Origin of the sequence: Corynebacterium nasorum (genome assembly GCF_022347325.1) — a bacterium.
Lineage (GTDB): Bacteria > Actinomycetota > Actinomycetes > Mycobacteriales > Mycobacteriaceae > Corynebacterium > Corynebacterium kefirresidentii.
On sequence record NZ_JAKRDU010000001.1, the window covers coordinates 438,977 to 451,169 of the forward strand.

11 protein-coding genes and 1 tRNA gene are annotated in these 12,193 nt (G+C 59.0%); 5 read left to right on the top strand and 7 right to left on the bottom strand.

Going from position 1 to position 12,193, the window contains the following annotated elements; genetic code table 11:
• Window positions 1-68: 68 nt before the first annotated feature.
• The gene (locus MHK05_RS02080) at window positions 69-1,067 is read right to left on the bottom strand and encodes an alpha/beta fold hydrolase (RefSeq protein WP_239204488.1); all 999 of its coding nucleotides are present in this window, start codon (window positions 1,065-1,067) and stop codon (window positions 69-71) included.
• 27 nt (window positions 1,068-1,094) lie between these two features.
• Here MHK05_RS02080 and MHK05_RS02085 point away from each other — a divergent pair, with 27 nt between their 5' ends.
• On the top strand, window positions 1,095-1,388 hold the full coding sequence (locus tag MHK05_RS02085; protein WP_239204490.1) for an acyl carrier protein: 294 nt from the start codon (window positions 1,095-1,097) through the stop codon (window positions 1,386-1,388).
• Window positions 1,385-2,170, top strand: coding sequence for an HAD-IIA family hydrolase (locus MHK05_RS02090; protein WP_023021126.1), 786 nt, complete (start codon window positions 1,385-1,387; stop codon window positions 2,168-2,170). The genes MHK05_RS02085 and MHK05_RS02090 overlap by 4 nt, the downstream gene beginning before the upstream one ends.
• A gap of 82 nt (window positions 2,171-2,252) precedes the next feature.
• On the opposite strand, the gene MHK05_RS02095 is transcribed toward MHK05_RS02090, so the two are convergent.
• Window positions 2,253-2,663: a hypothetical protein gene (locus tag MHK05_RS02095; protein WP_051138330.1), complete on the bottom strand. Its 411-nt coding sequence runs from the start codon at window positions 2,661-2,663 to the stop codon at window positions 2,253-2,255.
• A gap of 500 nt (window positions 2,664-3,163) precedes the next feature.
• Entirely contained in the window at window positions 3,164-3,958 is a 795-nt protein-coding gene (locus MHK05_RS02100; RefSeq protein WP_200288828.1) for a serine hydrolase domain-containing protein, read from the bottom strand.
• Between the two features lie 156 nt (window positions 3,959-4,114).
• On the opposite strand from MHK05_RS02100, the gene MHK05_RS02105 reads away from it, so the two are divergent.
• Window positions 4,115-5,806, top strand: a complete 1,692-nt coding sequence (locus MHK05_RS02105) for an alkaline phosphatase D family protein (RefSeq protein WP_239204492.1) — start codon at window positions 4,115-4,117, stop codon at window positions 5,804-5,806.
• Window positions 5,807-5,952: 146 nt separating this feature from the next.
• Here MHK05_RS02105 and MHK05_RS02110 read toward each other — a convergent pair whose 3' ends face one another.
• Together MHK05_RS02110 and MHK05_RS02115 are read right to left on the bottom strand one after the other, a co-directional pair.
• Window positions 5,953-7,041: an alkene reductase gene (locus tag MHK05_RS02110; RefSeq protein WP_239204494.1), complete on the bottom strand. Its 1,089-nt coding sequence runs from the start codon at window positions 7,039-7,041 to the stop codon at window positions 5,953-5,955.
• A gap of 143 nt (window positions 7,042-7,184) precedes the next feature.
• Window positions 7,185-8,792 (bottom strand): mechanosensitive ion channel domain-containing protein, encoded by a 1,608-nt coding sequence (locus MHK05_RS02115; RefSeq protein ID WP_239204496.1) that lies wholly within the window; start codon window positions 8,790-8,792, stop codon window positions 7,185-7,187.
• 146 nt (window positions 8,793-8,938) lie between these two features.
• Here MHK05_RS02115 and MHK05_RS02120 point away from each other — a divergent pair, with 146 nt between their 5' ends.
• Window positions 8,939-9,460: a hypothetical protein gene (locus tag MHK05_RS02120; RefSeq protein WP_232212601.1), complete on the top strand. Its 522-nt coding sequence runs from the start codon at window positions 8,939-8,941 to the stop codon at window positions 9,458-9,460.
• Between the two features lie 24 nt (window positions 9,461-9,484).
• On the opposite strand, the gene MHK05_RS02125 is transcribed toward MHK05_RS02120, so the two are convergent.
• The gene (locus tag MHK05_RS02125; RefSeq protein ID WP_239204498.1) at window positions 9,485-10,540 is read right to left on the bottom strand and encodes a trimeric intracellular cation channel family protein; all 1,056 of its coding nucleotides are present in this window, start codon (window positions 10,538-10,540) and stop codon (window positions 9,485-9,487) included.
• Between the two features lie 106 nt (window positions 10,541-10,646).
• A tRNA-Ile gene (locus MHK05_RS02130) sits at window positions 10,647-10,720 on the bottom strand.
• 132 nt (window positions 10,721-10,852) lie between these two features.
• Between MHK05_RS02130 and MHK05_RS02135 the strand changes: the two genes are divergently transcribed.
• Window positions 10,853-11,758 carry a DUF5067 domain-containing protein gene (locus MHK05_RS02135; protein ID WP_239204500.1) on the top strand — a complete coding sequence of 302 codons (906 nt, stop codon included), beginning with the start codon at window positions 10,853-10,855 and terminating at the stop codon, window positions 11,756-11,758.
• The last annotated feature ends 435 nt before the right edge of the window (window positions 11,759-12,193 follow it).

Below are 12,193 nucleotides of genomic sequence, written 5' to 3' on the forward strand. Positions count from 1 at the left end.
GCGCCGCCGGCTTCCGCGCCGCGGCGCCTTTTGCGTACCCAGCAAACGGGCTTATGCATCCGGCCCGTCTATATCGCATCAAGGACGCGGCCAAGGGCCGCGGAGATAGCCTCGGGGTCTTCGAGGATCACCATGTGTCCGGAGCCTTCCACCGTCTGCAGGTTCGCGGCGGGCCAATGCTTACAGAGCACCTCGGATTGTGAACGCGGGGTGACAATATCGGCGGTTCCGACTACCACCTCGCCCTTGAGCTTCGCCAGCCGTGGGGCGGCGCCGTACTCGGCGTGTTCCAAAAGGTCGTCGAAGAAGCCGGAGTAGGAGGCCAAGGGGGTATCGAGAAGCATGGCAACGTGAAATTGCAGCTTCTCCATTTGTGGAAAGCCGGCCAAGGTCGCAGCAAAAAGTGGCGCAATGAACCGGGCGGCCTCAAAGCGCGCGCTATCGACGCGACCAGGCAGGCGCAGACAGAGGCGGTAGAGCGCATGCAGAGATTTCGACTGCAGAATCTGCGCTACGCCCTTTGCTGCAAAGCGGCGCATCGAAGTTGAAATTAGCAGCGCGCCCTTGATGCGCTCATAAACCTCGGCTGGAGCACGGCGGATGAGGTTTAAGGCAACCATGCCGCCCAGGGAATGGCCGACGATGACCAGGTTGCCACGGGGAGCGCGCTCTCGAATGACGGCGAGGACGTCGTCAGCCGCCGTATCAACGGTGCACTCCTCTGGGGCGACCGTGGAGGACTGGCCGTGCCCGCGCAAATCCACCAAGAGTGCACGCGCATTGCGACCGCGGAGATAATTGGCCTGGTCATAATAGGCTTCCGCGGATAAGCAATAGCCGTGAATGAAGACCACGGTTACTGGCGCGTCTTCGCTCCCCACCTCGTACCAGGCAATATCTAGGCCATCGTGTTCCACAGTGCCGGAAGCGCTGACCTGGGTAAGGCCCGGCTCGGTGGAGGGATCATGCAATCCGCCATAGAGTTTTTCTAGCTCGGCGCGGTGCGAGGGGCGCAGGCGCTTGAGCCAACTACGCGCCACAACGGAAGAACGTTTTCTCAATGCCATAACGGGATCAATACTAGACTGGTGGGCATGGCAAACGACCTCAGCGCCCAATTACAGGCAAAGTTCAACGCGAGCGCGCCGGAAAAGGAGCCGGAGCGCGATACGCTCGGCCAGCTCCTCGCGCTCATAAACAAGGTCACCGGTACCGAGGAAGATCTGAGCCGGGATACGCGGCTGAAGGATATTGGCGTCGAATCGCTAGATCTAGTGGAGCTGACCGTGCGCGCGGAAGAGACCTTCCAGGTGCGTTTTTCTGAGGAAACGATGCTCAACTGCGAAACCATCGGCGATATTGCCGAGTATGTGGAGGACCACCAATGATTTCTTATCTATCCGATATGGACGGCGTACTCATCAAAGAAGGCGAGATGATCCCTGGCGCCGATAAATTTATCCAAGCGCTCAAGGATAATGACATCGAGTACATGGTGCTGACCAATAACTCCATGTCTACTCCACGGGATCTTTCTGCCCGCCTACGCAATACCGGCTTGGATATTCCTGCCGAGCGCATCTGGACCTCCGCCACCGCCACCGCGAATTTTCTTTCCAGCCAGGTAAGCTCCAGCAAGGCCTATGTAGTGGGTGAATCCGGCCTTACCACCGCCATGCACGAGGCTGGGTGGATCCTTACCAACGATGACCCTGATTTTGTGGTGCTTGGTGAGACCCGCACCTATTCTTTTGAGGCCATCACCAACGCGATTAACCTCATCCGCAATGGTGCTCGTTTTATCGCCACCAACCCGGATGTCACCGGCCCTGCCCCGGAAGGAGTATTGCCGGCCACCGGTGCCGTGGCTGCACTGATTACCGCCGCTACCAACCGCGAGCCTTATTACGTGGGCAAACCCAACCCGGTCATGATGCGCTCGGCGCTCAATCATATTGGTGCCCACTCGGAGCACACCGTAATGATTGGTGACCGCATGGATACAGACGTTAAGGCCGGTCTCGAGGCCGGCATGCGCACTGTATTGGTGCGCTCCGGCATCTCCGATGACCGAGAGATTTCTCGCTACCCCTACCGCCCTTCTGCCGTGCTGAAATCGGTGGCCGAGCTGCCGGACAAAATCTTTGATCCCTTCGCCGAGGAGGAATAGGCCGCCCTCAACCGGCCCTACTTATGGCAGAAGGAAAAGGGAGGGTGGACCAACAGCTGTTGGTCCACCCTCCCTGTGCTTTCTACGGCAGGCGCACGGCAGCAGTAAAGCCGTGGCGCTGTGCAAGGTAGCGCACGACGCAGTCCAGCGCATCTAGCTCTTCGCGGGTGCCGGTCAGCACCTGGTGGCAGCCAATACCGCTGTCTGAGTGGGCACAGGCTTTGCCGCCTCGAGCAAGCGCCGCGACAGAAAGCCCATCCCGGAACCAGCGAGTGCACCACTGAGCGGTCAGTGGGTCATCGCCCGGAATGATAAATTCCGACTCGGTACGGATGCACCGATCCATGGCGCGTTCAATCTCCGAGCGCAGCGAGCGCGGCATCCCGGAAATCTTGAGCACACCGGTAACCACGGTGGCACCACCGTTGACGGAGGGCCACGCGGAGGTGGAGGCCGGCTGTTCAACCGGCGCAGGGTTAACGCACGTATTCATAGCCGATTCTCCCTCGACATAGATCACCACCGCACGAGGCCTGCCGGCCCGGCGCGATGCAAGACGAGCTTCGTCTTCCCCAACGAACTGTCTGATGCGTCTGCACACAGTTTTCCTGCGTCACACCTCCCCCTACAACCCTCAACTTTCACTTCAACCCCCGTTTGCTAAACCTCAACCCCAGGTACAGACTGGGACTAAAGTTGCAGGTGAAACCAGTGTTATTAATGTGAAACTTGGCCTTTTCTGTGAACTTCCTAGGCTTGTTCTATATTCTCCACCAGACGGCCTGCTCATGGGCGCGAAAACCCTATTTGACTTACCTCCAACAGCGGCTAGTTACAGGCACGCCGCGATCCCAAGTTTTATGGCTCCTACCGCACAAAAATCCTCGATTTTCCCACCCTGCGGGGGAGCCTTCCACCGTGCCGCTTCCCCGATAAAAGGTTATAGACACGCGCTAGCGCACTGGAGGCGCTAGCTCCGCCGAGTCCGGACGCCTACAAGGCGTTCCAGATGGAGGTATTCGTATCGTGCCAGAGTGGCTTGCACCATTCGCCAAAGTCACGGTCCGTGAGCGCCACCATGGCATACTCGCCGGCCACCCAGAGGTAGGTGCCGGACATGCCAAAGTGACCGACGGCGTCAGCAGGCAGGGCGCCCATCCAGTGTTCTTTGTCGCCGTGGATTTCAAAACCAAGGCCCCAGGTACAATCTTTAAAACTGCCGTAGCCCGGGACAATGCCGCGCAGGCCACCAAAATGGACGCGGCGCATATCGGCCACGGTGGATGGGTGCAGCAGCTGCGGATCCTGGACTTCCGCAGCAAAGGCCGCCAAATCTTTCACCGTGGAGACCAAGCCGTGACCGGCCGAACCTTCGAGCCGGGTGGAATCCATGCCCAACGGGGTAAGTACACCCTCGCGTAGGTACTCGGCAAAGTCCATGCCCGTGGCATCGGCCACGGTATCTGCGGCCCACTCATAACCGGCCGAGGAATAGATGCGGCGTTCGCCTACCGGCTTCTGCGGCTCTCGGGAGTCAAAGGAAATGCCAGAGGCGTGTGCAAGCAGGTGTTCCAGGGTCGAGCCCTCCGGACCGGCCGGCTGCCCCAATTCCACCGCGCCTTCTTCCACGGCAAGCATCACGCCATAGGCCGCAACCAGCTTGGTCACCGATGCCACTGGAAACTCGCGGGCGGTATCTCCTACCGTTTCTATGACCTCGCCGCGGTGCAGCAAAGCACCGGCCACCGTATCCGCGGGCCATTGGCTGATCTGGCTAAATTCACTCATGCCCTCCAGCCTACTGAGCCAAGCCCGCCCAAGGCCCGCACTCTAGGGCCGGGCGAGGGGCAAGGAAGTTAACCGCCAGTTAAGACAAAAAGAACTCTTTATGTAATTGGCCTAGGATCGCTTGCACAGGCGGCAAACATGACGAAGCTTTAAATCATGCCTAATAATTCTCAGAATCAGTCCGCTTCTGCCCGCGGAAACGTCAATCGCCGCCGCTTCCTGCAAACCACCGGCACCGCCGGCGCCGCCATCGCTTTGTCCACCGCCGCCGCCAACTCTGCCAATGCCCAAAGCAGCCTCTCCCCGCGCGTGGAGCAGCACATGGTAGAGCCCCAACTGGGCGAGCGCCCCTTCCTCCACGGCGTTGCCTCGGGCGATCCTATTCCGGATTCGGTCATTTTGTGGACCCGCGTAACCCCGGATGCCGATGCCATGCCGGGATCCGGCTTGGGCGAGGCCACCCGGGTGGAGTGGGAAATTGCCAAGGACGAGGGCTTTGGGGACGTCGTCAAGCAGGGCGAAGTGACCACCGATGCCAACCAGGACCACACCGTGCACGTGGACCCGCACGGCTTGGAGCCGGAGACCGTGTACTTTTACCGCTTTAAGGCGCAGGATAAGTACTCGCCCATTGGCCGTACCAAGACCGCCCCGGCGCTGAGCGCCTCCCCAGAAGAGCTCACCTTCGGTGTGGCTAGCTGTGCAAACTGGGAGTCCGGCTTCTTTAACGCCTATGGCGATATTGCCCAGCGCGGCCGCGCCGACCAGCTGGATTATATGATCTTCTTGGGCGACTATATCTACGAATACCCGCAGCGCGAGTACGCCGGTAATGGCCCGGTGCGCCTGCACCACCCTGCGCACGAGATTATCTCGTTAGAGGATTACCGGATTCGCTTCGGCCGCTACCGCACCGATGAAAACCTGCAAGCCGCACACGGGGCACTGCCGTGGGTTGTGGTGTGGGATGACCACGAGGTGGCCAACGATAACTGGCGCGAGGGCGCCGAAAACCACACCGAGGGCAAGGAGGGCGCCTTCCTCGACCGCCGCAAGGCCGCAATGCAGGCCTACTTCGAGTGGATGCCGGTGCGCGCAACCAATCCTTCCGAGCAGGGCCACCTCTACCGCAGCCTGACTTTTGGTGACCTGGTGGAACTAACCATGATGGACCTGCGCACCTACCGCGATGAGCAGGTGCGCTTTGGCCCGCACAAGATGGCCGCAGAAGGCCGCACGATGCTCGGATCCGAGCAATATAATTGGCTGCTCAATAAGATTGAGACCTCTTCTGCGAAGTGGAATATGCTGGGCAATTCCGTCATGTTCTCCCCCATGAACCTGGCTACCCTGCAAAAGGATGACAAGACCAAGCCGGTTTCTTCCTCGCTGTCTTCCAATATCACCGGCATTCCGGTCAATGGCGACCAGTGGGATGGCTACTCTGCAGAGCGCCGCCTGCTTATCGACGCCCTTTCCAAGCACGATGCCCACACCCTCTTTGTCACCGGCGATATCCATTCCGAGTGGGCGCATAATATCAGCAAGGATGGCCGCATCTTTGGCGCCGAGCTGGTCTGCGCCTCCGTTTCTGCGCCCAATGTCAACGAGCAGCTCAAGCTGCCGGAAGGCAACGAGCTTTCCAAGCTTGCCGAGCGTTACCTGCTAGGTGCCAACCCGCACACCCGCCACGTGGACTTGGACCACCACGGCTATAGCTTTGTAACCGTGCGCCCGGATTCCGCAGAAATGCACTGGCTGCGCGTGGACAACCTGCTGACCGCTAAGTCCCCGGTGCGCGAGGCTGTGACCATGACCTGGCGCCCAGGCAAGGGCTATACCAAGTAGTTGTAAGTTCTGTCACATGACAGGCACTTGGTGTTAACGAACGGGTAGTACACCTTCGATAGGCATAGTGAAAGACCCTCTCTGGGGAATTTCACTACCTATCACTCTGATGCCTCTCGGCCCCCCTTTATGCCGCGGATTTTTCCCTAGTCCGCGGCATATTCATAATCAATGTAGCCACGCTCGCCGCCCAGGTAGAACGTATCCTGGTCCGGCTCGTTGAGCTCCAAGCCCTCACGCCAGCGGCGCACTAGGTCCGGGTTGGCGATGAGCTGGCGGCCCACCACTGCGGCATCCACGTAGTCCAGCTCGATTTCACGCTGCGCGTCTTCCTTAGAAGTCACCGTAGGGAAGCCGTCATTCATCAGCACCTTGGTCACGCCATTTGCGCGGGCTTTTTGCGCCAGCGTGGCGATAAGCTCGCTTTCCGGCTCACCGTGCAGCAGGGACACATAAGCCAGGTTCAGCGGTGCCAGGGCATCGAGCAGTCCGCCGTAGGTGGCCAGCATATCGTCCTGGTCATCCTCGATGACCTCCTGCACATTGTGGGCCGGCGAGAATCGCACACCTACGCGGTCGGCGCCGATTTCCTCCGCCACGGCGCGGATAACCATCTCCGGCAGGCGCCAGCGATTTTCCGGGCTGCCGCCGAATTCATCCTCGCGCTTATTGGCGGAGGGTGCCATAAACTCATGCAGCAGGTAGCCATTCGCGCCGTGGATCTCCACGCCGTCGACGCCGGCATCGATAGCCCGGCGCGCGCCTTGACGGAATTCCTCTACGATGCGCGGCAGCTCCTCAGTCTTTAGCTCGCGCGGGAGAGGCGCATCCATTTTGCCGGAAAATCCGCGCACGGTTCCGCCCCAATCGAAGGAGCTCGGGGCCTCTGGATCTGCACCGTCAATCAGATCTGGGTGGCTGGTGCGGCCACCGTGCATGATCTGCATGAACAAGGTGCCGCCGGCCTCGTGAACGCGGTCTGCTACCGCACGCCAGCCTTCTGCCTGCTCCTCGGTGGCAATGCCTGCCTGGCCTGGAAATGCGCGGTTGGTCCACGCGGGGAAGGTGCCCTCCGTGACAACCAGCCCGGCCGTGGCACGCTGCGAGTAGTACTTCTGGTGCAGCTCAGTAGGTATTCCGCTTTCACCCGCGCGCTGGCGGGTCAACGCCGCCATGGTCACGCGATTATCTATCGTGTATCGGCCAAGTTCCAGAGGTTCAAATAGTGAAGTCATGCCAAGTGCAACGCGCAACCGGCTCGCACTATTTCATCTTTGCCACACAAAATCATTCCTGCACGTCAAGAGCTACGACATGAGCGATCATGCCGGCTTTGCCAACCACGAAAGGAAGCAGTGGTCGAAATGGAGGGCACATCCTACTGACGAGGCTCTGCCGGAATCTCTGTGCCTGCGCTACCGGCCGTTCCGGAAGCTTGGGCGCCGTCGCCGGCGTCGCCTCCCGCAGTGGGCGCAGTGCCGGCGCCGGTCCCGGAATCTGTCCCCACGTTGTCTGCGCCATTGGGGGCACTCGGGGCCGGGGAGGCATTACCAGTAGCGCCTGTTCCCTGCCTGCCGCCGGCAGGCGTATCAGTCACGCCAGTGTCATTAGTGCCCTGTGGGTAGTCGGTCTCCGTGGGAGCGGCACTATCTTCCGTTGGTTCGGACTGTGTACCGGTCTCGGTGGTTGCTGGGGTGGGTTGGTTTGAGGGGGCGTCGGAAAGCTGTGAGGAGGAGGTTTCCTTGCCGCTATCGCGCCAGTGCTCGGGCGAGAGCCAGCCCGCGTCCGCGTTTTCGGGATTGCTCGAGGCCAAGGCCAAGGCACCGACGACAAACAGCGCGAGGACAAGGCCCGTGGTGGAGGCGCGGACTCGGCCGCCGAATGTGGCGATCTTTTGGAACTTGCTATTGGCCTCCAAGCCACGCCAGATGCCCTGGGAGGGCTCTGGTTCTTGGTCGTCCGCATCAGACAGCGCGGGTTTTCCGGGGCCGTCACTAGCCGGGCCATCCACCTCAGCGTCCGCGGTGGCGGCACTGCGCTCCACCTTCGTCTCAGGGTGGTGGCCCTCCCCTGCGGTGGAAGCATCCTTTACGGATTCTTGAGCCGCGGTATTTCCCTGCGGTGGGGTCAGCGGGCGCTGCAGTTCATCGAGATCGGCCACATTGTAGTGATCCCAGAACTCCGAGAGCAGCGCCGAGCGAATGGCGCGTTCCACCGCCCATTGGCGGGCCGGGTTAACGGTGACCAGTACGCGGTAGGTCACGTGCCACGATTGGCCGGCGGCCTGCGGGGCAACCAGCTGCGTGGCTGGCAGCACCTCGAGCTCGCCGTTGACATCCACGGCGATGGACGGCTCTTGGATGGCTTGCTCAGAAATGGTGCGCACTCGGCGGGTAATCTCTGGCAGGGTCTCTCCTTCTTGCACGGGTACGTCGAAGTTGACCACGGCGCGCGACCATTCCTGGGAATAGTTTGTTACCGCCCCGGCAGAACTATTGGGCACGGTGACGAGCTCGCCGGTGGGAGTGCGCACCTTGGTGGTGCGCAAAGTCAGCATCACCACGGTGCCTTCCACATCGGTTACGCCATCGAAGCTGACGTAATCGCCTACGCCAAATTGTTTTTCTGACAGGATGAAAAAGCCGGAGAGGAAATCGGCGATGATGGACTGGGCACCAAAGCCCACGGCGGCCGAAACTATCGTCGCCGGCACCGCCGCGCCTACCGCGGGCACGCCAATATTGGTCAGCGCCGCCCAAATGATGAGGAAGTACGCGATGGCCTGCACGATGTAGACCAGCGCACCGGTCAGCGCCAGGCGCGCCTTGGTGGATTCTTCATCTTCATCGAGGCGGCGCTCTATGATGCGGATCGCCAGCCTGCCGATGCGCGGGATCAAAATGCCGATCAGCAGCAGCGCGATAAGCGGTAAGCCGTGGTCAACGAAGATGCTCCACAGCTCGTAGAAGTAATACTTCAGATTCATGTCTCTAGATTAGTGCGCACACCTGAAAACTAGATGCCAGTTCACTGCCAGCCACCATGCAAACACTCCCCCTCGCACAGCCCGTTTCCCCCTATGCCCTGCACAGACTCCGGCACCCGCCGCCTTGTTTGGCTACGGTATGGGGCATGAAGAAATCATTCCTTATTCCCTTCTTTTCCCTAGCCCTTTTTGCCACCGGTTGCGGCGGCAGCGACGAGACCGCCACCACCATTTCCACGGTGAAAGAAACCGTTACGGAAACGGCCAATGAAACGAGCTCTACAGAATCCAGCACCGAGGAAACGTCCACAGAAAAAACGACCACGGAAGTAGCAACTACAGATGCCGCGCAGCACGCCGAACCACAAACAGAAAATCAGGAAGCCGTGCAACCGCCTACCGAAAACCGGCAGCAGGAAAACACCGCGCAGTACCAATGCGCGGACGGCACCTGGGTGGAGTTTGCCGCGTTGTGCAAGGAATCAAACGCTCAACCGCCAGTACAAGCGCCCAATGGGCCGAGTGCGGAGTGTCCGGCCTACTTGTGCGGCTATGGCAACGATGCCAACGGCAACCGGAATAAGAGCTCCGGAGAAATCCAGACCCAATATGGCTGCGAGCAAGGCTATATCACGGACCCGCAGGTTTGCGGCGCGGTTGGGCGCTAAGCCGCCGCGCTAAAGAACCGCGGGCTAGTCGCGGGAGTCATAGCGCTTCATGAGGCGATCAATGAGTTCATCCGTAAGCTTGTCATCTTCCAGAATGGCATCAAGGAGGCGTTGGGATTCCTCCTGGGAGGCCTGTTCCTCCTCGGTGTAGGAATCACCGGTGAGGTCCACGCCGAAGTCCGTATCATCGCCTTCTGCTACCACTGCACTGAGCTGATCCACATCGGATTCGAAGGACTCCAGAAATTCGCTGGCCTCTGCGGCGGCTTCTACGCGCCGCTTACCAGAGCGCACTTCCTTTTCAACGCGGCGCTGCAGCGCTGCCTCCATCTGGCGGTGGCGCCAAGAACGTAGGCGGTGCGGCTCGAGGCGGCGGCCGACGGCACGGTTTTTATTCTCGGCCTTTTTCGCTAGGACCTTCACCTGTGCGGCGGTGTCATTAATAGGTGCCCAGTCTTGGTAGGCCGGCACGCGCCACCCCGCCCAAATGCCCAGCAGCGCCAAGAAGATGGAGACCAAAGGCCCAATGATCATGCCCACTGCCATCATGTCGAAATAGTGGCCTACCAGCACAATAATCGCACAAGCCACGGCCGGAATGACTGTTGGCTGGTTATCACCAAAGACGCTCGGCTCGCGCCCCATCACGATGTCACGAATCATCGAACCACCCGTGGCGGTAAACACGCCCATCATGATGCAGGGAATAAGCGGCAGGCCGTAGGTAATAGCCTTCACCGCGCCGGTGGCGGCCCACAGGCCGGAAACGACGGCGTCGCCATGCGCTTGCAGATAATCCCAGGTCTTGCCTTTGAAGTACACAAAGCGAGCAATCAGCGCGCCGGTAAAAGCCAAGTAGAGGTATTCCGGCTGGCTCATTGCCGCGACGGTGCCGCGGTTAATGAGCACGTCGCGCACCATGCCGCCGCCTAGCGACGAGAACATCGCAATGAAGAAAAAGCCGATGATATCGTAGCCGCGCTTGCGCGCCATAGTGCCACCGATAATTCCCATCAGCAGCACACCACTGATATCGGACCAGCGGTAGAGAGATTCAATGAGCGGATCTACTTCAACCATATAGTTATTAGACTTCACCGTCCGCCCTTGCGCAATCAGCACACCCATATGCGCAGATAAGCACAAGGAGGCGCCAGCACTGCTTGCCGACGCCTCCCTATCACCGTGGGGCCAGCGGGGCTCGAACCCGCGACCAACGGATTATGAGTCCGTAGCTCTAACCGACTGAGCTATAGCCCCACGCAGATTGCACGCCCACTTGGGCGACTCTCTGCCCTGAAAAGATTAGTCAAAGAGCGGCCAAAGACCAATTTGCCCCCTTCGCTATTGAGTATTTGTACTCTTCCTACCCCCTGCGGGTAGAAGTTAATTATGCGCAAACTACTCTCTTCTCTCATTCTCGTCTCTGCTCTCACGCTTACCTCCTGCTCGGATAGCGGTAGTGACAGCTCAAAGACGAGCGACTCCAGTAACTCCGCGTCCGATGCACAGGCCGATGCGAAGTCCGTAATTGGGACGTGGAAGCAAGAGGACAGCGCTTCTGAAGATGGTTGGATGGAGGCCAGCATCACCGACGACGTCATCACCATCGAATGGGTCATGGACAACGGCGAAAATCGTATGATCTACTGGATTGGCACCTTTGACGCTCAAGCCGCTGCATCCGGTGAGACCGTTACTTCAAACCGCGATACCGTTGCCACCGCCTCTGAGTGGATGGCTGCTTCGTCCGACAAGAAAGATTTCTCTATCGATGACGACGCCTTAACTTTCAAGGTCGCGATTGAAGATAAGGAATTCACCACACACATGAAGAAAGTGAAGGATGATCCGACAACCATTAGAGAGCTAAAGAGCACGGATTTTGGCCAAACCTTTAAAAATGGAGTCCTGGATGTTCCAGCCGCCAAGTTCGAAATAACCGATCACCGTGTTATCAAGCCCGGTGAGCCTGGTAATGAAATAGGTGAAAAGCCACTTCTCGTCTTTAACTATGACGTAACCAATAAAACGGATGAAACTCTAACCACCACCGACTTTGTCGTGTACTTCACCGCCATCCAAGACAATGATCCGAATAAAGTAAACGAGCTCGACCTCGGTTCCTACAATGATCCTGAAACTGACGATACTCAGCTTGAGCAGATTAAAAAGGGAGGCACTGTCGCTGGAACCATAGCCTACGAGCTCGATGATCTAACTACCCCTGTGGACCTTGTTGCAACTAAGTCCTTCAGCCAAGATGAAATCGGACGCCAAACTTTCGAGCTCAATTAACTGCCCGTATGCAACGCGCTTAAATCTCCCGTTCTAGCCGATACAGGAAGCAAAGCCCGCCGAGATACAACGCCCAAAGGAAATCGAGCCCATTTCTCACTGAGGCAGGCAGTACTTGACAGGCGTAGCCAGGCCCCTCCTGTATCCAATGGGAGGGGCCTGTTGTAGTGCGCAAAGCAGCACTTTAGCTGTGTTTCTCCCCGCGCCGGCGGGGATTTCTCATTTCCCTTCCCCTTAGCACAGGTCCATTTCCAGGTCCGGCCTTTCCGAGAACACACGGTCCCCTTTGCATTGCGACCACGCTAAAGACCGATAGAGCCAATTCGACCGCCCCTTGAGCGGTTGCAACTCCCCCAGTGCAAACGTTACCCCTGCATTTACCTCCCGTTTCTCCGCGGCATAAAATCAAGAGTGACATTGACCTTGATGTCACAG

Excerpts from the sequence above, each read along its gene's own strand:
- MHK05_RS02080 (WP_239204488.1), bottom strand. The coding sequence starts at position 1,067 with ATGGCATTGAGAAAACGTTCTTCCGTTGTGGCGCGTAGTTGGCTCAAG.
- MHK05_RS02085 (WP_239204490.1), top strand. The coding sequence starts at position 1,095 with ATGGCAAACGACCTCAGCGCCCAATTACAGGCAAAGTTCAACGCGAGC.
- MHK05_RS02090 (WP_023021126.1), top strand. The coding sequence starts at position 1,385 with ATGATTTCTTATCTATCCGATATGGACGGCGTACTCATCAAAGAAGGC.
- MHK05_RS02095 (WP_051138330.1), bottom strand. The coding sequence starts at position 2,663 with ATGAATACGTGCGTTAACCCTGCGCCGGTTGAACAGCCGGCCTCCACC.
- MHK05_RS02100 (WP_200288828.1), bottom strand. The coding sequence starts at position 3,958 with ATGAGTGAATTTAGCCAGATCAGCCAATGGCCCGCGGATACGGTGGCC.
- MHK05_RS02105 (WP_239204492.1), top strand. The coding sequence starts at position 4,115 with ATGCCTAATAATTCTCAGAATCAGTCCGCTTCTGCCCGCGGAAACGTC.
- MHK05_RS02110 (WP_239204494.1), bottom strand. The coding sequence starts at position 7,041 with ATGACTTCACTATTTGAACCTCTGGAACTTGGCCGATACACGATAGAT.
- MHK05_RS02115 (WP_239204496.1), bottom strand. The coding sequence starts at position 8,792 with ATGAATCTGAAGTATTACTTCTACGAGCTGTGGAGCATCTTCGTTGAC.
- MHK05_RS02120 (WP_232212601.1), top strand. The coding sequence starts at position 8,939 with ATGAAGAAATCATTCCTTATTCCCTTCTTTTCCCTAGCCCTTTTTGCC.
- MHK05_RS02125 (WP_239204498.1), bottom strand. The coding sequence starts at position 10,540 with ATGGTTGAAGTAGATCCGCTCATTGAATCTCTCTACCGCTGGTCCGAT.
- MHK05_RS02135 (WP_239204500.1), top strand. The coding sequence starts at position 10,853 with ATGCGCAAACTACTCTCTTCTCTCATTCTCGTCTCTGCTCTCACGCTT.